24 protein-coding genes are annotated in these 23030 nt (G+C 48.9%); 2 read left to right on the top strand and 22 right to left on the bottom strand.

What is annotated here, in order from left to right; translation table 11 throughout:
* The first annotated feature begins 273 nt into the window (after nt 1–273).
* Nucleotides 274–801: a ribosome hibernation-promoting factor, HPF/YfiA family gene (hpf, locus tag M1L66_RS05025; RefSeq protein ID WP_117634498.1), complete on the top strand. Its 528-nt coding sequence runs from the start codon at nt 274–276 to the stop codon at nt 799–801.
* Between the two features lie 74 nt (nt 802–875).
* On the opposite strand, the gene trxB is transcribed toward hpf, so the two are convergent.
* Nucleotides 876–1796: a thioredoxin-disulfide reductase gene (trxB, locus tag M1L66_RS05020; protein WP_117634496.1), complete on the bottom strand. Its 921-nt coding sequence runs from the start codon at nt 1794–1796 to the stop codon at nt 876–878.
* Between the two features lie 248 nt (nt 1797–2044).
* Between trxB and ymfI the strand changes: the two genes are divergently transcribed.
* A complete protein-coding gene (gene ymfI / locus M1L66_RS05015; RefSeq protein ID WP_117634494.1) occupies nt 2045–2776 on the top strand; it encodes an elongation factor P 5-aminopentanone reductase in 732 nt (243 codons plus the stop codon).
* Nucleotides 2777–2903: 127 nt separating this feature from the next.
* Here the strand turns inward: ymfI and M1L66_RS05010 are convergent, their stop codons facing one another.
* The 21 genes from M1L66_RS05010 to scfB form a co-directional block, all read right to left on the bottom strand.
* Entirely contained in the window at nt 2904–3254 is a 351-nt protein-coding gene (locus M1L66_RS05010; RefSeq protein WP_117634524.1) for an inorganic pyrophosphatase, read from the bottom strand.
* A gap of 41 nt (nt 3255–3295) precedes the next feature.
* Nucleotides 3296–3667 (bottom strand): GNAT family N-acetyltransferase, encoded by a 372-nt coding sequence (locus M1L66_RS05005; protein ID WP_434059470.1) that lies wholly within the window; start codon nt 3665–3667, stop codon nt 3296–3298.
* Between the two features lie 16 nt (nt 3668–3683).
* Nucleotides 3684–4748, bottom strand: coding sequence for a 1-aminocyclopropane-1-carboxylate deaminase/D-cysteine desulfhydrase (locus tag M1L66_RS05000; protein ID WP_117634491.1), 1065 nt, complete (start codon nt 4746–4748; stop codon nt 3684–3686).
* Nucleotides 4745–6127 (bottom strand): MATE family efflux transporter, encoded by a 1383-nt coding sequence (locus tag M1L66_RS04995; RefSeq protein WP_025530119.1) that lies wholly within the window; start codon nt 6125–6127, stop codon nt 4745–4747. The genes M1L66_RS05000 and M1L66_RS04995 overlap by 4 nt, the downstream gene beginning before the upstream one ends.
* Nucleotides 6128–6574: a MarR family winged helix-turn-helix transcriptional regulator gene (locus M1L66_RS04990; protein ID WP_110325020.1), complete on the bottom strand. Its 447-nt coding sequence runs from the start codon at nt 6572–6574 to the stop codon at nt 6128–6130.
* 156 nt (nt 6575–6730) lie between these two features.
* Entirely contained in the window at nt 6731–7108 is a 378-nt protein-coding gene (locus M1L66_RS04985; protein ID WP_117634489.1) for a YegP family protein, read from the bottom strand.
* 124 nt (nt 7109–7232) lie between these two features.
* Nucleotides 7233–7904 carry a class II aldolase/adducin family protein gene (locus M1L66_RS04980; RefSeq protein WP_002601538.1) on the bottom strand — a complete coding sequence of 224 codons (672 nt, stop codon included), beginning with the start codon at nt 7902–7904 and terminating at the stop codon, nt 7233–7235.
* A 2-nt stretch (nt 7905–7906) separates the two neighbouring features.
* Nucleotides 7907–8530, bottom strand: coding sequence for a YczE/YyaS/YitT family protein (locus tag M1L66_RS04975; RefSeq protein WP_117634487.1), 624 nt, complete (start codon nt 8528–8530; stop codon nt 7907–7909).
* 9 nt (nt 8531–8539) lie between these two features.
* Nucleotides 8540–9022 (bottom strand): cupin domain-containing protein, encoded by a 483-nt coding sequence (locus M1L66_RS04970; RefSeq protein ID WP_117634485.1) that lies wholly within the window; start codon nt 9020–9022, stop codon nt 8540–8542.
* On the bottom strand, nt 9019–10098 hold the full coding sequence (locus tag M1L66_RS04965; protein WP_117634483.1) for a Gfo/Idh/MocA family protein: 1080 nt from the start codon (nt 10096–10098) through the stop codon (nt 9019–9021). The genes M1L66_RS04970 and M1L66_RS04965 overlap by 4 nt, the downstream gene beginning before the upstream one ends.
* A 14-nt stretch (nt 10099–10112) precedes the next feature.
* Nucleotides 10113–10844 (bottom strand): nucleoside phosphorylase, encoded by a 732-nt coding sequence (locus tag M1L66_RS04960; RefSeq protein WP_117634481.1) that lies wholly within the window; start codon nt 10842–10844, stop codon nt 10113–10115.
* Nucleotides 10845–10863: 19 nt separating this feature from the next.
* Nucleotides 10864–11796 (bottom strand): ABC transporter permease, encoded by a 933-nt coding sequence (locus M1L66_RS04955; protein WP_117634479.1) that lies wholly within the window; start codon nt 11794–11796, stop codon nt 10864–10866.
* Between the two features lie 11 nt (nt 11797–11807).
* Nucleotides 11808–12869, bottom strand: coding sequence for an ABC transporter permease (locus tag M1L66_RS04950; RefSeq protein ID WP_002601544.1), 1062 nt, complete (start codon nt 12867–12869; stop codon nt 11808–11810).
* On the bottom strand, nt 12859–14427 hold the full coding sequence (locus M1L66_RS04945) for an ABC transporter ATP-binding protein (RefSeq protein WP_117634477.1): 1569 nt from the start codon (nt 14425–14427) through the stop codon (nt 12859–12861). The genes M1L66_RS04950 and M1L66_RS04945 overlap by 11 nt, the downstream gene beginning before the upstream one ends.
* A gap of 20 nt (nt 14428–14447) precedes the next feature.
* Nucleotides 14448–15569, bottom strand: coding sequence for a BMP family lipoprotein (locus M1L66_RS04940; protein ID WP_117634475.1), 1122 nt, complete (start codon nt 15567–15569; stop codon nt 14448–14450).
* A 34-nt stretch (nt 15570–15603) separates the two neighbouring features.
* The gene (locus tag M1L66_RS04935) at nt 15604–16377 is read right to left on the bottom strand and encodes a DeoR/GlpR family DNA-binding transcription regulator (protein ID WP_117634473.1); all 774 of its coding nucleotides are present in this window, start codon (nt 16375–16377) and stop codon (nt 15604–15606) included.
* Between the two features lie 78 nt (nt 16378–16455).
* Nucleotides 16456–17505: an S-methyl-5-thioribose-1-phosphate isomerase gene (mtnA, locus tag M1L66_RS04930; protein ID WP_117634471.1), complete on the bottom strand. Its 1050-nt coding sequence runs from the start codon at nt 17503–17505 to the stop codon at nt 16456–16458.
* Nucleotides 17506–17856: 351 nt separating this feature from the next.
* Nucleotides 17857–18153: a preprotein translocase subunit YajC gene (yajC, locus tag M1L66_RS04925; RefSeq protein ID WP_002601549.1), complete on the bottom strand. Its 297-nt coding sequence runs from the start codon at nt 18151–18153 to the stop codon at nt 17857–17859.
* 54 nt (nt 18154–18207) lie between these two features.
* Nucleotides 18208–19350 carry a tRNA guanosine(34) transglycosylase Tgt gene (gene tgt, locus M1L66_RS04920; protein WP_117634469.1) on the bottom strand — a complete coding sequence of 381 codons (1143 nt, stop codon included), beginning with the start codon at nt 19348–19350 and terminating at the stop codon, nt 18208–18210.
* The gene (gene secD, locus M1L66_RS04915) at nt 19340–21541 is read right to left on the bottom strand and encodes a protein translocase subunit SecD (RefSeq protein WP_117634467.1); all 2202 of its coding nucleotides are present in this window, start codon (nt 21539–21541) and stop codon (nt 19340–19342) included. The genes tgt and secD overlap by 11 nt, the downstream gene beginning before the upstream one ends.
* 18 nt (nt 21542–21559) lie before the next feature.
* Nucleotides 21560–22954 (bottom strand): thioether cross-link-forming SCIFF peptide maturase, encoded by a 1395-nt coding sequence (gene scfB / locus M1L66_RS04910; RefSeq protein ID WP_002601552.1) that lies wholly within the window; start codon nt 22952–22954, stop codon nt 21560–21562.
* Between the last annotated feature and the right edge of the window lie 76 nt (nt 22955–23030).

Raw genomic sequence — 23030 nt, 5'->3', positions numbered from 1 at the left:
TTCGCCGGAAATTCTCTTTTTTCACCAGACACAATTTTCCCTTTCAATTTTTGTGTACTTGTCATAAACTTACTTATTTCGACAAAAAATACAATTTTTCCCTTGACTTTTTTGTACCCCAATATATAGTTTCTCAATATTTTGGGCATTTATAAGTAGAAACATTTTACAAAAAATTTAGATTAATTGTCTTGATATTTTCGTAACATAATTGAATTTTTCAAATAAATATGGTATACTGATAACATCTCAAGAAAAAGGAGCTGAAGACTTATGCGTTTTACAATTACAGGAAGAAATATTGAGGTAACACAGGGGTTGCGCGAAGCAGTCGAGGACAAGCTTGGTAAACTGGACCGTTTCTTTGCACCCGCGACAGAAGCTGTAGTAAGACTCAGCGTACAGAAAGATATTCAGAAAATCGAAGTAACAATTCCGGTGAAAGGACATATAATCAGAGCAGAAGAATCAAGCAGTGATATGTACGTATCCATCGATCTCGTAGAAGAGATCCTGGAACGCCAGTTGAAAAAATATAAAAATAAGCTGATTGATAAGAAACAATCCGCACCTTCCTTCTCAGAAGCCTTCTTACAGGAAGAGGCTTCCGCAGAAGAAGAAATCCAGATTGTAAAGTCCAAAAAATTTGCAGTAAAACCCATGGACCCTGAAGAAGCCTGCGTACAGATGGAGCTTCTCGGACACAACTTCTACGTATTCTTAAATGCGGATACCGAGGAAGTGAACGTGGTTTATAAGAGAAAAGGCGGAACATACGGTCTCATTGAACCGGAGTTCTGATCGAAGATAAGTTTTATGTAAGCATAAGGGTTCCGGATATCCGGAACCCTTATTTTTTCATAGATACGTCTGTTTTATGAATTGACCGTAAGATATCGTTCCACACTGGTGATGGCGTTTGCTCCGTCCGCCACAGCAGTGGATACCTGCCTTAACTGTTTTGTTCTCACATCTCCGGCTGCGAAGATACCGGGAACCGATGTCTCACAGTCCTCTCCCGCCTTAATGTATCCGTGATCCATCTCCACAAGGCCGTCGAAAGCGCTGCTCTGCGGATGGATTCCCACTGCGATGAACACGCCGTCAACCGGAAGCTCCCCGGAGGCTTCCGTCTTCACATTCCGGATTGTAATGGATTCCACCTGGTCTGCTCCGTTAATCTTCTCCACTACGGTATCCCACAGCACTTCCACATTATCCAGCGAGAACAGCTGGGTCTGAAGAGTCCTGGCGCCGCGCAGTTCATCTCTGCGGTGAATCAGATATACCTTTTTACACATTCTGGAAAGGAAGATCGCATCCTCGATGGCCACATCTCCGCCTCCGGTCACGGCTGTCACACGGTTGCGGAAGAATGCTCCGTCGCAGGTGGCGCAGTATGACACGCCCATTCCGGTCAGCTCCTCTTCGCCCGGGACCGCCAGCTTCCTGTGGCTGGCGCCGGTCGAGATGATGACAGTCCTCGTCGTATAGCTTTCCTCCGCGCAGGTTACGGTAAAGAGGCCGTCCGCCTTTTCCACACGCACCACATCATCGGTCACGAATTCCGCGCCCAGTTTATCCGCGTGCTCCCGGAACTTCATGCCCAGGTCGTATCCGTTGATTCCCGGAAGCCCCGGATAGTTATCCACCTCGTAGGTGTTGAGCACCTGGCCGCCGCTGGCAACCTCTTTTTCAATGACAACAGTCTCCAGCTCCGCACGCTTGGCGTAGATCGCCGCCGTAAGTCCTGCCGGACCTGAACCGATAATTACCACATCGTAAATCTTTCCCATTTAATTTCCATCCTTCCTGTATCATTTCTCCCGCCGCGGTACGTAATCACACGGTTCCGCCGCCGGGAATATTTGTCATGAAATAATTCATAGTCTCATTATATCGCACTCTCTTCCAAGTATGCAATGTTTTCTTTTGTGACTAAGCCTCAAATCCTATTGAATTAAAAAATTACCTTTGGTAAAATAGAGTTGACGGAAGACGGGATCGATCCGGCTTACCAGGATTAAAAGAAAGGGTGGTTTTCATGGCAAAAAAAACAGTGCTGGTTACGGGCGCTTCCAGAGGAATCGGAAAAGCCATTGCGGTAAAATTTGCAAAAAAAGGATATAATGTGGTAATCAACTGCCTTCACAGCGAGGAGAGACTCCTGCAGACGAAAAAAGAGCTGGAATCATATCAGATTTCCTGCCTCGCCTACATGGGCGACATGGGCGACATGGAGCAGTGCCGGATTCTGTTCGATCAGATCCGGAAGCAGTTTGGAACGCTTGACGTCCTGGTAAACAACGCGGGGATTTCCTACATCGGCCTCTTACAGGACATGAGCACGGAATCCTGGGACCGGATCATACGGACCAACTTAACCTCGGTCTTCAACTGCTGTAAACTGGCTGTTCCCGGTATGGTGGACAAGAAGCAGGGAAAGATCATCAACATATCCTCCGTATGGGGCGTCTCCGGTGCTTCCTGTGAGGTCGCTTACTCAGCGACAAAGGGCGGAATCAACGCCTTCACCAAGGCGCTGGCCAAGGAGCTGGCTCCCAGCAACGTCCAGGTAAACGCTGTTGCGTGCGGCGCCATTGATACGGAGATGAACCGTTTCCTGGAAGAGGACGAACTCATTGCCCTGATCGAAGAGATTCCCGCCGGACGCCTTGGACAGGCGGAGGAGGTGGCCGATCTGGTCTACCACCTGGGATATAAGAATTCTTATCTGACCGGACAGATTATTGGGTTGGATGGGGGATGGATTTAGAGGTGTAAGGGAAAAGGAGTACGGCGGCATATTATTTGCGCGGTACTCCTTTTTTAGTATTTTTTCATGTTTTTCATGTAATACCTGGTATAAATTCCTCTTCCTCTTGCTGCTTGACTTTTAATACTCACAACCTGCGTATGAGTATTCCTTTCATGTAATCGGTTTCGTTATGTGTTTGGCAAACAATGTCCTTTTCAGCTTCTGTACAGCCAATCAGGATTTTTATTTCCGAATCGCGTTTCATTAAATCAACAATGCACATGATTGCATCAATTTGCTTTCTTTCATCTGTTCCCACCCATACATCGATGCCTCCTCCATCCATTGAAGATGTATTCTCTAAATAACCGTAATCAACTCTGTAAATAAAATCGGGAAACCTCGGATGAGCCGTTCCTTTTGGTCTATCTATAACAATTTTTGATTCACTCACGATTTTATCAATCGCATTCCAAAAACCATCACTTGTTTCCATCGTCCCACCTCGCAGCATCATGTTTTCTTAGATCACTACTTTTACGCTAACTCCTTCTTTAAGTAAACCATATCCACAAGCTGTATCCCATCCTCAAACATCGGATGGTCATAGTTGTCTGTAAAAAAGTTATGAATCCTGTGAGAAAGGCAAAAACCATTTTTTTCGTAAAAATGCAGAATAAAAGGAAGATCACCGGTTCCCACAATCATGGTCTTATACTTATCTTTATAAAATTCTGATATATACTGAATGAGCCTGCTGCCATATCCCTTACCGTGCCACGCTTCATATGTAGCGATATTTTTAAGTTCACATGTATCAGGGTTCTCACCCGTGACCACGCATATGCTTTTCAAGCCGTTATCGTACAGGGCAAACAGATCTCCTCGTTCCAGGTATTTATCTATCATGGACTCCCTCATAAACTCATTTGCTTAAGTCTCCAAGTATCTCCTTCTCTGCAAATAACGCTGTAGCCCCGCCCGTATGCCAGAACACCACATTACTTCCGGCCGGAACCTTTCCGGTCCTGATGTAATCCAGCATGCCCGCAAAGGCTTTTCCCGTATAGACCGGGTCTGTGAGAAGCCCTTCCTTCACCGCCAGAAGCTTAATCGCCTCGGATGCCGCCTCGTTGGGAATCTCATAGCCAGGCAGATAATAGTTTAAATCGGTGCAGATATCCCGCTCCGCATCCACCGTGATTCCGGCTCCGATCAGCTTTAGGCTCTCATTGGCCAGAACGGCCGTCCGCTTCGGATACTCCGGGTCCTTGGCGCTGACATTGATGGAAATGATCCCGGTCTCAGAACCGACCAGGTTCCGTCCTGCAGCCAGACCAGCCATCGTACCGCCGGTTCCGGTGGCATGGAAGACGTAATCGGCCTGGATATCCATGGCGGACAGCTGCTTCTCCAGCTCCACGTATCCCTCGATAAATCCCACAGATCCCACCGGGCTGGCTCCGCCCATGGGTACCTCATAGCAGACGTGTCTGCCGGCTTCCTTATTTAAGCGGGCCATGTGTTCTCTCGCAAGAGTGACGGCCCGGTCTTCCGCCTCTTCCTCTGTCTCTCCCGCCTGAATCTCCACGATGTGGACCTCGGCGTCCATGATGCGGTCCAGAAGCAGGTTGGCCCTCAGATCATCCTCATCCGGCTTCACGATGGCGACCAAATACAGCACCGGTTTTAAACCGCAGCGCCGACACGCGGCCGCCGTCTGCATAGCATGGTTTGACTGAGTTGCCCCAAAGGTGAAGACGTACTCACAGCCGCGGCTCATGGCGTCCCCCATCAGATACTGGAGCTTGCGCACCTTATTTCCCCCAAACAGACTCATGCCGGTAAAATCGTCACGCTTGATATAGAGGTTCACTCCCAGTTCCTTTGAAAGCCGGTCCAGCCTGTAAAACGGCGTTGGGAAAAATCCCAGTTCCGCTTTGGGAAGTTTTTCAAATAATTTCTCCGCTTCTTTTGCTGTCATACTCATTGCTTTTTTGCTCCTTCCATTCTGGCAATAATCTTTTTAAAAGATACGCTGAACATGGCCACGGTAACACAAACAGCGCAGAAATCCGCGACCGGTTCGGCTAAGAACACGCCCATAGTCTTATTCTCCATAAAACGCGGAAGAATGAAGATCAGCGGGATCAGTAAAAATACCTTGCGCAGCAGCGCCAGAAATACGGATACCTTGGCATTTCCCAGCGCAATAAAGGTCTGCTGGCAAGCCACTTGTGCACCGAACATCAGGGAAACCGCCATATAAATCCGGATCGCCCAGCGCGTATATTCCGTCAGCGCGGCATCGCTGGTAAAGATCATGATGAAAATCTGCGGGAAGAACATGGACAGCGCCCACAGAAGCGTGGAATAGCCAATACAGCAGAGGAACAGGATCTTAAACGTCTTCTTCACGCGGTCCGCGCTGCCAGCCCCATAGTTAAAGCTGACGATGGGCTGGGAGCCCTGGGTCAGTCCCTGAAGCGGAAGCATGGAAAACTGCATGACACTGCTCAGTATCGTCATGGCGCCTACCGCCACGTCTCCGCCGTAGCGAAGCAGGGATGAATTGAAGCAGACGGACAGGATGCTTTCCGTAAACGCCATGATAAACGGCGATGTTCCCAATGCCATACAGGGAAGAATAATGCCTGCCTCCAGCTTCAGGCTCTTCTTTTTGATGCGCAGCGAGCTCTTCTCCGAAGTGAGGAAGCGCAGCACCCAGATGGAGGAGACCGCCTGGGAAAGGATTGTCGCCAGCGCGGCCCCCTTCACGCCCATATTCAGACCGAATATAAAGACAGGGTCCAGAATGATGTTGCAGACAGCTCCGATCAGCACGGTATACATGCTGGTCTTGGCGTAGCCCTGGGCAGTGATAAAGGCATTCAGCCCCAGCGCCAGCTGTACGAAAATGGTTCCCAGCGCATATATCTTCATGTAATCCCAGGCATAGCCGATCGTATTTTCACTGGCCCCGAACAACAGCAGGATGGAACGCCCGCAGAACAGGAAGACCGCAGTCAGGATCAGGGCAAGCACCACCAGCATCGTGGTACAGTTACCCAGGATCTTCTCCGCCTTCTCTTTCTCATTTCTCCCCATCATGATGGAGGAACGCGGCGCGCCTCCCATACTGATAAAATAGGCAAATGCGGTGATCGCCATGATGACCGGCATCGTAACACCGACTCCCGTCAGGGCTGCCGCTCCGACTCCGGGAATATGGCCGATATACATACGGTCTACCATGTTGTACATAACATTGATCACCTGTGCCGCAATGGCAGGCATAGACAGCCGAAAGAGCAGCTTTCCGACGCTCTCGGTCCCCAGTTCATTCTCTTTTCCTTTTTTCGGTTCCATTTATTTCATTCCTTTCAAGATATTGTCAAGATTCTGATTGATTACCTTAGTCGTACGCGCCATGGCCTCCATATCTTCCCGCGGTACGCCATCATACAGCTTTCCTGCAAATTCCTGGCGGCATTTTCTGAGTCTCGTCACAATGTCGTCGCTTTTCTCCGTCAGGGACAGATGAATGAGTCTCCTGTCCTTTAAATCCTTTCCCGCCTTTAGATAGCCTCTCTCGCATAGTGTCTCCACGGATTTCGCCACAAGCCCCTTGGAAATATTGCGGAAATGAGCGATATCCGACGCGCTGTCATAACCGGGATTGTTGGCCAGAAACATCAGTACCACGATTTCGTTGGGGGTAAAACAGTATTCCGCCACTTCCAGTGCACACAATTTTCTGTATACCTTGTCTATCTTTGCATAGTAGGCAAAGTAGCCCTCATCTTTCTGCTCCATGATTTCACCTTTCTAATATTGTTCATTTTTGAACTGTTCACTTTTGAATTATATACAAGAAATTCTCTTCTGTCAAGGAAAAAGACCCCGCCTTCCCGATACGGCCCATAAGCGGGGCTTCCATCGGGAAGACAGAGTCTTCCTGCCATTGCTGTTTTATTGTATTTCGTCCATTTCCACTTCCGCGCTCGGGACGTTTACCTTGACGCTGCGGATTCCGTTCCGGCAGCTGGCCTTCGCGGTGTATGCCTGGGATTCCAGAATCATCTGCCCGCTCTTTTCAAGGAGCCGGAAGCAGTATCCCCCCTTCTGATCCTGGTAAATCTCAAATTTCGGATTCTTCTGTGCCAGATATCCTCTGACGGTCTGGTCTTCAATCTCCGCCGCCTCTGCGCACCGAATCACACTCTCGATGCCGTCCACGCATGCGTCCTTTTTCGTATAGATCTCCGAGGTCCCGATCGTCTCCCCGTTGGCGGCCTTTAAATGAAAATCGTAGCCGGTATTTTTCCTGTAGATTACAAATTTCCCCATTGCTGGACCTTCTTTCGTCCTTTTTTATGGGGATTATAGCATACGTGAGCGAAGGCCGGCATCTATTTACAGAAAACATCTTATTTTTACCGTTTTGTTATCTTCCGGTCTCCCGGTACAACTGTCACTCGGTGACAGGAATACCACCTCTGTCGATTCCCCATACCTTTCGCATTTCCATCAGCCGGTCAACCTGACTTCCGTTCAGAGTTCCGCTGCTTCCCAGCATTCTCAAATACAGCTGAATTCTGGCGCACTGTTCCACGGATTCCATGAAATAAAAAGACTGGTACACATCTTTCCCCCAACTCAGCGCCCCATGATTAGCCAGAAGCACGGCATTGTAATCATGAATAAACGGGGCGATGGATTCCGGTACTTCTTCCGTTCCCGGAAGGGCGTACGGTGCAACCGGGACCACCCCCACTGCCATCACGGCTTCCGTAAGAATTGCCCGGTTTAAGGGAATCCCTGCCGCCGAAAACGCGGTCGCAAACGGAGGATGGAGATGCGTAACACCATGAATCTCCGGATCCTCCCGGTAGATTCTCAAATGCATCTTCATCTCTGAGGAAGGTTTCCCCTCTGTCAGCACTCTGCCGTCCAGCGATACCTTCACCATCATATCGTCCGTCATATACCCTTTGGAGACACCGGAGGGAGTAATCAGAATCGTATCCGCTGAAATCCTGCAGCTGATATTGCCGTCATTGGCCGCAACATAGGCACGCTCATAAGAACGCCTTCCTAAGTCTGTCAGTACGCTCCTGGCTTCTTTTTCTGTCATATACCCCATACTTACTGCCCTCCCATTTCTATTACAGCCTTATTTCTTCTGAATCGTCCGATCAGCTCAATGGTGAACTGGATCATATAGCCATTTACCAGCATGGAGACCACCGTGGCGCCTCCCAGCTTTCCTCCCAGAAGAAAACCGGTGATGGAAAGCAGAATATCGATGGTTATTCTTGTCACATTGACATTCTTTTTAAGCTTTCCGGATAAATACATCATCATGGCATCCATTCCTGCTTCGCCAAGCCCCGCCGCCACATACGTTCCGATCCCCACCCCCATGAGAATCAGACCAGCCAGCAGGCACAAGAGGCGCCCCGACGCAGTTCCTCCTCCCGTACAAATCGCCGGAGAAAACCACTTGATAAATGCACCTACCAGCACGCTGTTTAAAATAGAACCGATTCCGATCCGTTTCCTGTCGATAAAGAACAGAAGGATGATGATGGAAATCATCAGCACCTGGGATGTAGTCCCCAGAGACAGGTGCAGAACGCGTCCCAGTCCCGCCTGAAACAGTGACAGCGGATCCAGCCCAAAGTCTGCCTGGACAAACAGATCAATGCTGGCTCCCATCATCATGGAACCAACGATGACCATCAGAATTTCTTTCCATTTTTTAATCATATCATGTCCTCATCGCGCAATGGCTTCGCCGCAGCGCCGTCTGATGGCAGCTTCGGCGTCCGGATATCCGGCGCACAGCGTTTCCATATCACCATGTTCGTAATCCTCCGGCAGATACGCCGGGGCCATCGTCGTTCCCGCCAGACAGTATTTCCCGCCGTGAGCCACAACTGATCCCTGCCATACGCCTGCCGGAACACGAAACTGCGGGACTTCCCCATCAGACAGACGTGTCCCCAGAACTTTGATCTCTGATGTTCCATCCGGATACAGGAGGAGAAGCTCCAGTCCATCCCCCATATAGTAATGGTAGATTTCATCGGTTTTCAGCCTGTGCATATGGGAAAAGGAGTATTCCGTCAGAAGATAGTAGATGGAGCTGTAAGACTCCCTTCCCGCAGCGTCCTTCTCACCAGCGTAGAGATACCGGTACATGCCGCCTTCTCCAGTGAGCGGTACGAGTTTCAGTTCCTTAATTATAGATTCTATCATTCGACCACAACCCACTTTCCATCCGAATCCGCACTCTCAAGCATCGCATTACAGAGCTTCACAATATCCCTTCCCTCAAAAAAGGTAGGATAAACCGGCGCTTCCGACACACACCCCCGCTTTACATCATCATAAAAGCTGTCCACAAGACTTCGGAAGGTATCCATAAAACCGTTGCCAAAACCGAATATCTCCGAGTTTACACCGCTTCCCTTGACAGCAGTGTTCAGGATATTGTTGTCCTCGGAATTCCACCACAGATTCTTCTTTTCTCCTGTCACCTCCAGGGTGATCCGGTTGATTCTGCCCTGGGACACTTCTGATAAGAGCACCGTTCCTATCGCTCCGTTGTCAAATTTCAAATTAATGGCTGCCGCATCTTCGGAGCAGACCTCAATCGTCTCCGTCCGTTTTCCATCTCCGGAATCCGGATACATGATACGGTCTTCCACATACCGGTTCGGGTAAAAACGCCCGAAGTTGGCGGAAAGCGCCTTCACCTTCCGGCCGGAAATATACTGGGCAATATCCAGCCAGTGCGTCCCGATCTCCGTCACTGCGCGCATCCGGCCCGCAAGAACCGTGTTGTATCTCCAGTCCACAGGCGCAGGAAATGCATTGAACTCCTGCAAATAGTTACCGTGGATCACATTCACACGGCCGAATTCTTCCGATTCCACCAGTTTTCTTGCCTTCTGACATGCCATATGGAATCTGACGTTAAAATTAATTGCGCAGACTACTCCGCACTCTTTCGCACGCCTGGCCAGTTCCTCCGCCTGGCTGTCCTCAAAGCACAGAGGTTTTTCACACAGTACGTTCTTCTTATGATCCAGAAGCTCCATAACCATATCGTAATGGAGGTTGGGCGGTGTGCACACATGGACGGTTGTAATCTCATCATCCAAAAGAATGGAAGAATCCGTTCCCCACTTTTCAATGGAGAATTCTTCGGCAAATGCCTTTGCCTTCTCCTCACTGACATCGACGATAGCTCCAATTAAAATTCCGCTGGCCTTCAGCGCTTCCGCATGGGTATGGGCAATGTTGCCGGCTCCCCAGATTCCTGTCTTCATATGATTCTGCCTCCTTATACTTCCACCTTAATAATGCTTTCCAGCGCAATTGTAATCTCATCTTCCACGGCCTTCGCCATCTTCTCCGGATAGTGATTAAACTCCTCGGAGCCTACGAATTCAAAGCATGGGCCATCTGCCGCTACAATACAGCCGGCTTTTATGCCTCTCACCGATGCGATAACGAAGAGGACCGATGCTTCATTTTCCATAGCCAGAACTCCGGCTTCCGAAAACAGTCGGTTATTTGTAGGCATCAGACCGGTATAGAACAGACCCGATGTCGTGATGATTCCGGTTCTCGCTTCCGGATTAATTTCCTTTGCGGCTTCCTGCATGGCCGCTACCACATCCATGGACGCAATCGCCGGATAGGAAATCGGAATAAACTGAGGCGTGATCCCGTCGTCCCGGCACGCGGCCGTGGCGATAATCAGCGATCCCTGGGGCATATCTTTCTGTAAAGTCCCACAGGTTCCGACACGGATAATAACTTTTGCTCCGCCCAGAATCAGTCCTTCAAAGCTTACAGAGGCTCCGTTTCCCCCCACGCCATGGGATGATACCGTCACAGGCACTCCCTTGTAGGTTCCGTTAAAGGTCCAGTATTCCCGGCTCTTTGCCACTACTTCCACGTTTTCCAGCCGTTTTGATATCTTTTCCGCCCGCGCGGGATCACCGCAGGCGATGACTCTCTCTGCAATTTTGTTATAGGGAATATCTATAATTGGTACAATCTTCTCCATTTTTTATCTTCCTTTCTCATCAGGCCGCTGCTGCTCTTCTCTTATCATTCATTTTTTTATAAGAGTAAATTACAAGTACAATTACTGTTACAATATACGGAATGGTGCTGACCAGCTCCGTCGGAATTCCCATATTCTGCGTTCCCGGATTGACCGCGAAGGCATCTGCAACTCCGAACAGCAGGCAGACAAGCAGTGTCGGCACCGGTTTGTTGCCTCCCAGCGAGGCGGCGGCAATCGCAATAAAGCCTCTGCCTGCCGTCATATCTTTTACAAAGTACGATACGTAACCCATGGACATGTAGGCGCCCCCCATAGCTGCCAGCATGCCGCTGATTGCCAGAGCAATATATTTCACCTGCAGCACATGCACGCCCACAGACTCCAGCGCTTCCGGATTCTCGCCGCAGCTTCTGATATGAAGCCCCAGGGAGGTCTTATATAAGAATATACTGAGTACAATGATCAGCAGAATAGCCACATATGTCAGTACATTGTGCCCGGACACCACAGTTCCCAGGACCGGAATATCCTTAATCACAGGAATATTCACCTGAGGAAGCACACCGCTCTTTAAAGACGAAGATATCCCTTTCTCCCCTACCGCCAGATACAAAAGAAATACGGTTCCTCCAGCGGCCGTCAGGTTATAGGCAATGCCTGTGATGGTCGGATCTGTTTTTAGCTTAGTAACAATAAAGCACATTAAAATTCCCAGCAATGCGCCTACGACGACGGCCGCCGTAAAGCCGAGAAATGCATTGCCTCCAAACGCAGCGCTGGCTACTACGCCAATCAGGGCGCAGGTCAGCATCATTCCCTCAATTCCAATGTTTGTAACACCTGCTAAATCAGCTACCAGATAAGACATGGACGCATACAGAATCGGTGTCGTCATGCGGATGATCGAAAACAGGAAGCTGACCGATGTAACAATCTCCAATAATTTCATTTTGCCCTCCTTTATGCGTCAGCCGCTTCTCTCGTCATTTTCACAGTCAGTTTCTTCTTATATCCGGCAAGGAAACCGGTAGCTGCAATCAGGATAATGATCACGCCCTGTATGATGGACACCACTTCATTCTGCACATCGGTTCCACGGCTCATGATATCGGATCCGATTCTTAAATAAGCGAGAAGAAACGCTCCAACCGGAACAAACTTCGGGTTGTTTCTCGCAATGATAGCGATGATCAGACCATCCCAGCCATATCCTGACCGCCACTCCCAGTTAAAACGCTGCTGTGATCCCATCATATAGGCTGCTCCGCCCAGACCGGCAATGGCTCCTCCAATAATCTGGGACAGGAGTATCGTCCCCGTCACTCCGATGCCAGAATACTTCGCAAAGTTTTTGTTCTCCCCACACATGCGGATAGCATATCCCCATTTTGTATGGTACAGGAACAGCCATGCAGCAATCACAAGGACCACCGCGATCACAAGTCCGAAATGAATTCCTCTGGTAAATTCAAACAGCCTTGCCGTCTTCGCAAATTTCAGGGAAGCTACGTGTGTGCTCTTTGGGTCCTTCATATAAGTCTTTAAGAGGAAATCACCAATATAGAAGGTAATGTAATTTAACATCAGAGAGGAAACAATCTCGTTTGCCTCAAACTTCAGTTTTAAAATCGCCGGCAGAAATGCGATCAGTGCTCCGGCGGCAAGTCCTGCAAACAGGGCAGTAAAAGCATGAATTCCAGGTCCCATCTTAAGCAGGGTCGCCGCCAGGGCAGCCGCAAGACCTCCCGCATAGAACATGCCTTCCACTGCAAGATTGTAAACCTTCGTCTGGAGAATGAATGTAACCGCCAGTCCCGTGAACAGCAGCGGAGTCATAAGCTCAATAATATTGGCAATATAACGGAAAGAAGTAAGCGGGGCCACAAAGAATTTGTAGATGGCCTCCAAAGGCTGACTGCTCACCAAAAAGATAATTACCACCGCAAATACAACGGCAATTCCGACAGCCAGAAGGGTTCTTAACAGTTCAAACCGGGACATGATTTTATTCTTATTCTTCACAGCAGGCCCTCCTTAAGTCTTCCTCCGACTGTTGCTTCACGCCGAGCATATAATATCCCAGCTCTTCTTCAGTCATTTCCTTGGCCTGGGGGAAGTATCCTGATATTTTCCCCTGGCACATGACAATAATGCTGTCCGAAAGTTCCAGTATTTCATTCAAATCCGCGGAAACCAGAAGGACCGCGCAGCCTCTGTCACGGATTTCCACAATTTTTTTGTGAATAAACTCAATCGCGCCCACATCGACGCCGCGCGTCGGCTGATCTGCAATCAGAATCGATGGTTCTGCAGAAAACTCCCGCGCTACGATCACTTTCTGCATATTTCCGCCCGACAGCATGCCAATCTCATCAAGAGGACTTCCGCAGCGAATATCGTAATCACGAATCCCTGCCTCCACCCAGCGGTCGATCTTCTTTTTATTCAGAAACAGCCCGGAATTCACTTCCTCGGAATCACAGATACTGGAGATCATATTTTCCCGAATAGTCACGTGTCCCGCGGCCCCATAGACCATGCGGTCCTCCGGAATATAGGACATCCCCTTTCGCCTGATCTCCTTGACGGAACAGCCCGCCGTCTGGTCCGTACCGATCATCACTTCTCCATTTCGTTTGTCCAGATGCCTCATACCGGTAATCAGTTCCACCAGTTCTTCCTGGCCGCTGCCCTCCACTCCGGCAATTCCCAGAATTTCTCCTGAGCGCACGGAGAAAGAGACACGGTTAAGCACCTGTCTGCCCACCTCATTTTTACAGCTTAAATTCCGGACAGACAGTCTCGTTTCCTTCGGTTTCGCCGGTCCTTTTTCCACCTTCAAAATAATGTCACGGCCCACCATCAATTTCGAGATGTCCTCCACTGTCAAACCTGTAACATCATAAGTACCCACGCCTTTTCCATGGCGCATAATGGTGATCCTCTGACAAATCTCTTTTATTTCATTCAGCTTATGAGAGATAAAGATAATGGTAAGGCCCGATTCCTTCAGCTTATTTAACTGCTCAAACAGTTCCTCCGTCTCCTGAGGTGTCAGCACCGCCGTCGGCTCATCTAGAATAAGCAGCTTAACTTCACGGTACAGCGCCTTTAAAATCTCGACCTTCTGCTTCTTTCCAACCGATAAATCACTGACGGCTGCCGTCGGGTCTACATCAAACCGGAAACGCTCCGAAAGTGCTCTGGTAATTTCAACTGCCTTTTTCCGATCCAGAAAACCGTTCTTTTTCGGTTCCTTTCCCAGCACAATGTTCTCTGCCACAGTAAGGGAAGACACCAGCTTAAAATGCTGGTGCACCATCCCGATACCGAGACGCAGGGCATCATCGGAGGAAGCGATCTTCACCGGTTTTCCGTCCAGCTCTATCGTACCTTCATCCGGTTGTTCTATTCCGAACAGGATCTTCATGAGCGTCGATTTTCCGGCTCCGTTTTCCCCCATCAGGGCATGAATCTCTCCTCTGTTTACAGAAAAATCCACATGAGAGTTGGCCAAAACTCCGTTGCCGTATACTTTTGTGATGTTCTTCATGCTTAATATTTCTCTGGCCTGCTCCATCCGTATCACCCCTTTTTCGCTTATGGCTGAACTTCGCCCTTTAATGATGCGATTTCCTCATCTGTCATATCGAATGCGCTTCTAATTGTAGTTTTTCCGTCAATGATATTCTGCTTCGCTTCCGCTACCTTTTCTCTCGCTTCCGCAGGTACGTTCTTCTGATACCAGCTGTTGTCCGTGATTTCAATACAACCGTCGGACAGTCCATACGTCTTTACTGTGCCGAATTCCAGTTTTCCGTCCAGATAATCGCCAACTGCCTTGTCGATGGAGATATCAACCCGTTTTAAGATAGATGCATAGATGGCATCCGCCTTCTTTTCGTCACTGGAGAACAGTTCTGACTGATCTGAATCCGTTCCAATTGCATGATTGCCGGTCTCCTTGGCCGCATCCAGAACGCCCAGACCTGCGCCGCCTGCCGCCTGAAATACGATGTCGGCTCCAGCATTATATAATGCAATACCGATCTCTTTTCCCTTGGCAGCGTCCGTAAAGCTGTTCATATAGCCTGTGTTAATCTTGATATCCGGGTTTACCACCTTCGCGCCTTCTATGTAGCCTACCAGCCAGTCATTAATGAGGGGAATGTCAAATCCGCCGGCAAATCCCAGCTGTCCTGTCTTTGAAGCAGAGGCGCCCAGCACACCCGCCAGATAACCGCCTTCATAGCACTTATATGTCATGCAGTAAATGTTGGAATTAGCTCCGTCGGAGAAATCTACACTCTCATCATATAAGATAAACTTCTGATCCGGATACTCCTCTGCCGCTTCCTGAAGCGGCTGGGATATATTGACGCCGCCCGTGATAATGATGTCCCAGCCTTCATTAATAACGTCTTCCAGTGTGGCGGAATACTTGGTGATATCCGTTCCCATCTCCACAACCTTTGTGCTGGCACTGTAGTTCTCTTCGATCAGTGCCAGACCGGCATTGGCGGAATCAAAGAAAGATTTGTCTCCCAGAGTACCCGGAACGAGCAGAAGCACGCTTAAATCCCCGTTTTTCTTTTCCTCTCCGGCAGTTGTCTCTGCCGATACGCTCTCCCCAGCCGTATCTGATGTCTTTGCGCCGCCGCATCCTGCAAGCAGTCCTGCCGTTAAAGCTGCCGTTAAACAGATTGCCCATACTTTCTTCATGATTGTTCTCTCCTTCTCCTTTTGCTGTATCTTATCAGACACAGTGAATACGTTTGTTGTTCTTTCTGCATTCTTCCGTAAATTCTGTCACATACTCTTCTTCCGAAGCATCTACAATCAGCTCCGTAATCTCTTCCAGGTCACAGACCTTGTAAAAAGCTCTGCTCGCCAGCTTGTGATGATCCATCAGGAAATACACTTCCTCGCTGGCCTTAATCATCGCCTTCTTAACCTCTGCCTCATCTCTCGTGGCATCGGAAATACCATGCTTCTCATCCACCGATTTGGAGGAAAGAAATGCCTTGTCCACGTAATAATTATCCAGCATACGGACCGCCTCGATCCCTACCAGCGACATAGCGCTCTTTCTCAAACTTCCTCCGATCAGGATCACGTCAATCTTCTCTTTGTCCTTCAGCTTCATGCATATACTGATGTTATTGGTGATCACCGTGGCGTGCACCTCTAAGTAATCCGCCATGGCATACACCGTGCTGCTGGCATCCATGAAAATGGATTCTCCTTCACCCACCAAAGATGCCGCGTATCTGGCGATCCTGTCCTTCTCCTCTGCATGAAACTTCACCCGCTTGTCCACCGGATCTTCATACGTGCCTCCCGGTATGCTTCTCGCGCCTCCCAGCACTCTCACCAGGCTGTTGTCCTCTTCCAACTTCTTTAAATCTCTCCGGATTGTCATCTCAGATACCAGCAGCGTATCCTTTAGATAAGTGATGTCCACGAACTCATTTTCCTTCACGTAATCCAGAATAAACTTTTTTCTTTCTTCTGCGGTAAATGTCTTCATACCTGCCTCCATTCATGTAAACGCCTGCATTTTGGCGTTCCCGGTAGAAATGAAAGGCAGCTTTCTTTCACCTCTTCCCTATTTTTTCATTAGTATCTCTAAATTGTCACGGAAAGGAGGATACACGATTCCTTTCTCGGTTACAATGGCCGTAATATACTCGGCCGGTGTTACATCAAATGCCAGATTGTATGTCTTCACTTCCTTCGGGGCAATGTATTCCCCGTTAATGCGAAGGACCTCCTCCCTGCTTCGCTCTTCGATCGGGATCTCTTTTCCGGTTGGACACTCCATATCAATCGTGGTTGTCGGCGCCGCGATATAGACCGGTACGTGAAACTGATTGGCCAGAACGCTGACACTGAAGGTTCCTATCTTGTTCGCCGTATCTCCATTAGCAGCTACACGGTCGCAGCCTACGATAAGAGCATTGATTTTCCCCTGTGATAAAACTACTGCGGCCATATTGTCACAGATCAGCGTCACATCCACCCCGTGTTCTACCAGTTCAAAAGCGGTTAAATTGGCTCCCTGGAGCCTTGGTCTCGTCTCATCTGCAAAGGCCTTGATATTCATTCCCTTCTCCTGAGCCATATAGAATACAGACAGTGCGGTTCCATATTCCGATGTTGCCAGACTTCCCGCGTTGCAGTGGGTGAGAACAGTGTCCCCATCCTTTAAAAGGCTGAGCAGATTCGTTCCAATGTTCCGGTTTGTCTGCTTGTCCTCTTCATGAATCGCCACAGCTTCCGCTTCCAGTCCCTTCCTTACAGCCTCAAGAGGCTGTCCTTCACTGGCAAGCGCTTCTGCTCTCTCTACCATTCTGTCTACGGCCCACATTAAGTTCACCGCGGTAGGACGGGAAGACTTTAAGTATTCTCCCTGCTCCCTGTAAAAATCCATAAACGCAGCCGTGTCCGTTCCATCAAAGGCATTGGCAGCCAGCACCATACCGTATCCGGCCGATACGCCGATAGCCGGTGCGCCTCTGACAATCATGGTCTGAATCGCCTGATAGACATCCTCCAGGGTTTTACATGTTGCATATGTAACCGTATTTGGCAGGAGTGTCTGATCTAACAGAAGCAAATTCCCTTTCTCCCATTTTAATGTGATAATTTCTCTCATGTTATTTCTCAATTCCTTTCCTTTTTGTTTGTTTCCAACATCTATAACGAGATATTACCACATTAAATGTTTGAAGTCAACATTTATTTTGTTATTTTTAAACATAATTTTACTGTAAGGGGGTGGCCTATTGGGATATTTTACCCCGTTTCTACAAAAATGGCAAGTTTTTTTGTTTGATTACCTCAAATTGGCAGGATTTGGTTGTTATTTTTTAACATTCATGTGCGAATAGACATCAGGCCAGAGATCCCGTTCCCTTAACGCGAAAAGAGCTGGCTGCCGAGAATCAATCTTTTGATTCTCAACAGTCAGCTCTTTACACTGATTCTACTTTTTCAATGCGGTCTCTTAAACCTCCGGCTTCTCCACCTGAACGATGGCAGCCTTCTGCATCGGAATTCTGCAGTTCTTGTTATTGCCGAACTCTACGATCACGGTATCATCAGTCATATCGATAATAACGCCATAGAAACCACTGGTAGTCAAAACGCTGTCACCAATAGCAATGCTTGAAAGCAGTTCCTGCTGTTTCTTCTTTTCCTTCTTCTGCGGTCTGATTGCAATAAAATACATAAAGCCGAAGATTACCGCGATATAAATAATCCAGAATCCCATGCCCATGCCGCCGCTGGTTGCTAATGCCATAAATCATTTCCTCCTTATATAACGATCCGCCGCCTCGCTACGGTATCATTGTCCTTACTTCTCTGCTTGTACCGCCGTCATGCCGGCAAGCTTTTCCGCTTTATACTCTGCATAACGGTGCTGTTCGATTGCGTCGCGAATCTCTTCCATCATTGTATTATAAAAGTACAAATTATGCAAGACACATAATCTCATCCCGAGCATTTCTTTTGCTTTTAACAAATGCCGGATATAAGCTCTGCTGTAGGAACGGCAGGCCGGACACCCGCAGCCCTCTTCGATGGGGAGGTGATCCAGCTCATACTTGGAATTAAATAAATTCCGTTTGCCCTGATTGGTATAGACATGGCCATGGCGGCCGTTTCTGGATGGATAGACACAGTCGAAGAAATCCACACCCCGATCCACCGCCTCCAGGATATTGGCCGGCGTTCCGACGCCCATTAAATAGGTTGGCTTATGTTCCGGAAGGTACGGCACGGTTTCATCTAAAATACGGTACATCTCCTCGTGGCTCTCGCCGACCGCCAGGCCGCCCAGCGCGTATCCGTCCAAATCCATGGCGGAAATGGTCTTCGCGTGTTGGATGCGGATATCTTCATACGTTCCGCCCTGGTTGATGCCGAACAACAGCTGTTCCTGATTGATGGTCTCCGGCAGACTGTTAAGTCTGGCCATCTCCACCTTGCAGCGCTCCAGCCATCTGGTGGTCCGGTCAACGCTGTTCTGCATATATTCCCTGGTCGCCGGGTGGGGCGGACACTCGTCCAGCGCCATAGCGATGGTGGAACCCAGATTCGACTGGATCTGCATACTCTCCTCCGGCCCCATGAAAATACGGTGGCCGTCGATATGAGACTGGAAGTAGACGCCTTCCTCTTTGATCTTCCTTAAACCGGTTAAGGAAAAGACCTGAAATCCGCCGGAATCCGTGAGGATCGGACGGTCCCAGTTCATGAACTTATGGAGTCCGCCGAATTCCCGGATTAACTTATCACCGGTTCTCACATGAAGGTGATACGTGTTGGACAGCTCTACCTGGGTCCTGATCTCCTTTAAATCATCTGTGGAAACCGCTCCCTTGATGGCGCCAACCGTACCGACATTCATGAATACCGGAGTCTGGATGGTTCCGTGCACGGTGGAAACCTCCGCCCGTTTTGCACGGCCATCCTTAGCAATAATTTTATAATTCATTCTGATTCCTTACTTTGATTTTTTTTGAGCTCTTCGCCGCTGCCTTAGCCGCTTTTTCAGCAGCCTTTTTCTCTTCCATATGCTTATTCTTGTAGATCGTCATCACATACCATAAGGAACCTGTGATGCAGACGGAAGAATACGTACCGCATACGATACCAACCATCAGAGGAAGTGCGAACTCACGAATCGAGGACACACCGAGAATAAACAGCACGAATACCATGACGAACGTGGTCAAAGAAGTATTGATACTTCTTGTAAATGTCTGTGTAATACTTAAGTTTACAATCTCGGAAAGCTCCATCTTGCTGTTCACCTTTAAATTCTCACGGATACGGTCGAAGATAACGATGGTGGCGTTGATGGAATAACCGACTATAGTCAGCATACATGCGATGAAGGTGGAGCCGACAGACCATTTTAACAGAGAATAGAAGGTCAGCACAACGAACACGTCATGAAGCAGCGCCAATACGGCACTTCCTGCAAACTTGATATCTTTGAAACGGAACCAGATATACAGCAGCATACAGATGGTGGCGATGATAACAGCGATAAATGCATCCTGCTTCATCTCCTTGCTGATCGCACCGGAGATGCTCTCCGCCGTAATCTTCTCGGCTTCTACGCCGAAATTATCTACCATTGCCTGGTCTAAGTTCTGTCTCTCCTCAACGGATAACGTCTTTGTCTTAATGATTACTTCGTTGGTTCCCGCAACCTTCTGTGTCTGAACCTGTGCGTCGCCGGTGACATTTTCAACAACCGGAACCACCTTGGAAGAGATGTCCTCCAGTGACATATCCTCGTTAAATGTTACATTTGTAGAGGTACCGCCCTTAAACTCCATGCTGTAGTTTAAGATATCGCCGGTCTGTGTCTTGTTGACCACAAGGCCGCCAAGACCGATTACGATTACCAGTAAAGAGACTGCAAACCAGATCTTCCTCTTTCCAAGGAAATCGATGGTCTTCTTGTCCGTCTTCGTTCCGTAGAACTTCGGATCCTGAAATCCCAAGTTAAACAGGGCATTCAGAATGAACTTGGTGATGAACAGCGCGGTGATCATGGATAACACGATACCGATGGCCAGCGTGGAAGCGAAGCCCTTAACGGTACCGGAACCTCTCCAGAACAGTACGCCGGCTGCAATTAAGGTGGTCACGTTGCCGTCGATGATGGCGGACAGCGCTTTGTTGAAGCCGGACTTGATGGCGGACTGAACCGTCTTTCCAAGGCCGATCTCTTCTTTGATACGTGTAAAGATAATAACGTTGGCATCAACCGCCATACCAATGGAAAGGATGATACCGGCCACACCCGGAAGTGTCAGGGTCACACTGAACGCGGAAAGCAGGATCAGGATCAGGCCTACGTATAAGGAAAGTGCGATCACGGCCGCAAGACCCGGCACTAAATATACAATAATCATGAATACGGCTACGATGCCGAATCCGATTGCCCCCGCCTTTAAGCTGGTGGAAATAGCTTCCTGGCCAAGCTTCGCGCCTACAACGTTGGAACGAAGTTCTTCCAGCTCCAGGGAAAGAGAACCGATACGGATAGTGGAAGCCAGCGTCTCCGCCTCTTCATAGGAAGTCATGCCACTGATCTGGCACTGGCCCTGTGTAATTGGCTCATTAACAACCGGGTTGGAGTAGATCTTGCCGTCATAGATGATGGCGATTCTCTTGCCCACGTTCTTTGTCGTCGCATCTGCGAATACGGTTTTTCCGTCGTCGGTAAAGGTTAAATCAACCATATACTTCTTAATACCGTTTTCATCGGTGATAACCGGCTTCGCGGTGGCAACCTGGTTGCCGTTTAAGATGGTCTGCCCGGCTTCGTCAACGAAGATCAGGGAACCAGGCTTGCCCAGCTCTTCCAGGATCGCGTTGGCATCCGATACGCCCGGAATATCGACGTTGATACGGTTGCTGCCTTCCTGATAGACCTCAGCCTCTGTACTGTAGTTCTGAACCCTCTGCTGCAGTTTGTAAATGGTATCCGACATATCCTCGGCACTGGGGTTCTCTTCCTTTGCCTGGTACGTAATGCTGACACCGCCTGCCAGATCGAGGCCCAGCTTAATGTCATTCATGGTAGTATATCCGAAATATCCGAACAATCCTACCAGAGCCAGAGCAATAATCAGCCCGATCAGGCCTTTGCCTTTGTTACTTTTCATGACTTTTCTCCTTTAATTTTAGTCTTCAGCCAAAGCCGCTTTAATCATGATGGCGCATTCGATCCTCTTCTTCTGCATTGCGCAGCCGATGTCATACGCATCGGTAATGCTCCCATGGAAATTATAAGAATTGGCCGCGCAGCCGCCGCTGCAGTAGAATCTCGCGAAACAATCCCTGCACTTGTCCTTCGCATAGACGTTGCAGAGCTTGAATTCATCGCGGATACGTTCGTTGGTCACACCTGTATCGACATTGCCGAGAAGGAATTCTTCCTGGCCGACAAACTGGTGGCAGGGATAAAGATCACCCCACGGAGTCACCGCTAAGTACTCCGTTCCGGAACCACAGCCTGAAAGCCTCTTGGCAACACATGGTCCCTGATTTAAATCGATGTTGAAATGGAAGAAATTAAAGCCCCGGCCCTCTTTTTTCCGTTTGATGTACTCTTCGGCAAGATGGTCATACTCTTCCATGATCTGCGGGAGATCTTCCTCCCTGATGGCATACTCTTCCTCCGGCTTTGCCACCACCGGTTCGATCGACATACTGCGGAAGCCCAAATCTGCAAATTCCGTCACGTCTTTGGAGAAATCCAGATTATGACGGGTAAATGTTCCGCGGACGTAATAATCCCGGTCGCCTCTCATCTCGGCAAACTTCTGGAACTTGGGCACGATTAAATCGAAGCTTCCCTTACCGCCCCGGAACGGACGCATCTTATCGTTGACTTCCTTGCGGCCGTCGAGACTCAATACGACGTTGCTCATCTCACGGTTGCAGTAATCCATGATTTCGTCGTTTAACAAAACGCCGTTGGTCGTCATGGTAAAACGGAAGTTCTTATTATATTCTTTCTCTTTTGAACGGCCGTATTCAACCAACTGCTTTACAACTTCCCAGTTCATTAAAGGCTCGCCTCCGAAGAAGTCCACCTCTAAGTTTCTGCGGTTCCCGGAATTCGCAATCAGAAAATCCAGCGCCTTCTTTCCCACCTCGAAACTCATAAGCGCCCTGCGGCCGTGGTACTCGCCCTCTTCCGCAAAGCAGTACTGACAGGCAAGATTGCAGTCATGGGCAATATGGAGACAGAGCGCCTTGACTACGGTCTTACGCTTCTTGAAATCCACCACGTAATCGTGATACTGGTCCGTGGTTAAAAGCTCTTCCGCGTCGATTAGGTACTGGATCTCATCCAATGCCTCCTGAACCTCGGCTTCTCCATATGTAGGGGATAGACGCTCCATCACTTCCCGCGCCACTTCTTCCGAAAGCTTCTCTGGTTCGGCAAGCTCCGGTACGCGCTCCGCCACAATCGCGACCGCGTCATACATCACTGGATCGACGCTGTGAACAGAACCGCTGTTGACATCCATGATAATATGGAAGCCATTATTGATATATTGATGAATCACTGAAATGTTCTCCTTGTCTTAACAATATTTTAACGCCATAAACGAGTTTTGGGCAGACAAGCGAAGTAACCCCTAC

The organism is Hungatella sp. SB206 (assembly GCF_051132295.1).
GTDB lineage: Bacteria > Bacillota > Clostridia > Lachnospirales > Lachnospiraceae > Hungatella > Hungatella effluvii.
Note: the sequence above shows the minus strand (reverse complement) of the source record. Positions and strands in the feature narration are given on the sequence as shown.

Excerpts from the sequence above, each read along its gene's own strand:
- hpf (WP_117634498.1), top strand. The coding sequence starts at position 274 with ATGCGTTTTACAATTACAGGAAGAAATATTGAGGTAACACAGGGGTTG.
- trxB (WP_117634496.1), bottom strand. The coding sequence starts at position 1,796 with ATGGGAAAGATTTACGATGTGGTAATTATCGGTTCAGGTCCGGCAGGA.
- ymfI (WP_117634494.1), top strand. The coding sequence starts at position 2,045 with ATGGCAAAAAAAACAGTGCTGGTTACGGGCGCTTCCAGAGGAATCGGA.
- M1L66_RS05010 (WP_117634524.1), bottom strand. The coding sequence starts at position 3,254 with ATGGAAACAAGTGATGGTTTTTGGAATGCGATTGATAAAATCGTGAGT.
- M1L66_RS05005 (WP_434059470.1), bottom strand. The coding sequence starts at position 3,667 with ATGATAGATAAATACCTGGAACGAGGAGATCTGTTTGCCCTGTACGAT.
- M1L66_RS05000 (WP_117634491.1), bottom strand. The coding sequence starts at position 4,748 with ATGAGTATGACAGCAAAAGAAGCGGAGAAATTATTTGAAAAACTTCCC.
- M1L66_RS04995 (WP_025530119.1), bottom strand. The coding sequence starts at position 6,127 with ATGGAACCGAAAAAAGGAAAAGAGAATGAACTGGGGACCGAGAGCGTC.
- M1L66_RS04990 (WP_110325020.1), bottom strand. The coding sequence starts at position 6,574 with ATGGAGCAGAAAGATGAGGGCTACTTTGCCTACTATGCAAAGATAGAC.
- M1L66_RS04985 (WP_117634489.1), bottom strand. The coding sequence starts at position 7,108 with ATGGGGAAATTTGTAATCTACAGGAAAAATACCGGCTACGATTTTCAT.
- M1L66_RS04980 (WP_002601538.1), bottom strand. The coding sequence starts at position 7,904 with ATGGGGTATATGACAGAAAAAGAAGCCAGGAGCGTACTGACAGACTTA.
- M1L66_RS04975 (WP_117634487.1), bottom strand. The coding sequence starts at position 8,530 with ATGATTAAAAAATGGAAAGAAATTCTGATGGTCATCGTTGGTTCCATG.
- M1L66_RS04970 (WP_117634485.1), bottom strand. The coding sequence starts at position 9,022 with ATGATAGAATCTATAATTAAGGAACTGAAACTCGTACCGCTCACTGGA.
- M1L66_RS04965 (WP_117634483.1), bottom strand. The coding sequence starts at position 10,098 with ATGAAGACAGGAATCTGGGGAGCCGGCAACATTGCCCATACCCATGCG.
- M1L66_RS04960 (WP_117634481.1), bottom strand. The coding sequence starts at position 10,844 with ATGGAGAAGATTGTACCAATTATAGATATTCCCTATAACAAAATTGCA.
- M1L66_RS04955 (WP_117634479.1), bottom strand. The coding sequence starts at position 11,796 with ATGAAATTATTGGAGATTGTTACATCGGTCAGCTTCCTGTTTTCGATC.
- M1L66_RS04945 (WP_117634477.1), bottom strand. The coding sequence starts at position 14,427 with ATGGAGCAGGCCAGAGAAATATTAAGCATGAAGAACATCACAAAAGTA.
- M1L66_RS04940 (WP_117634475.1), bottom strand. The coding sequence starts at position 15,569 with ATGAAGAAAGTATGGGCAATCTGTTTAACGGCAGCTTTAACGGCAGGA.
- M1L66_RS04935 (WP_117634473.1), bottom strand. The coding sequence starts at position 16,377 with ATGAAGACATTTACCGCAGAAGAAAGAAAAAAGTTTATTCTGGATTAC.
- mtnA (WP_117634471.1), bottom strand. The coding sequence starts at position 17,505 with ATGAGAGAAATTATCACATTAAAATGGGAGAAAGGGAATTTGCTTCTG.
- yajC (WP_002601549.1), bottom strand. The coding sequence starts at position 18,153 with ATGGCATTAGCAACCAGCGGCGGCATGGGCATGGGATTCTGGATTATT.
- tgt (WP_117634469.1), bottom strand. The coding sequence starts at position 19,350 with ATGAATTATAAAATTATTGCTAAGGATGGCCGTGCAAAACGGGCGGAG.
- secD (WP_117634467.1), bottom strand. The coding sequence starts at position 21,541 with ATGAAAAGTAACAAAGGCAAAGGCCTGATCGGGCTGATTATTGCTCTG.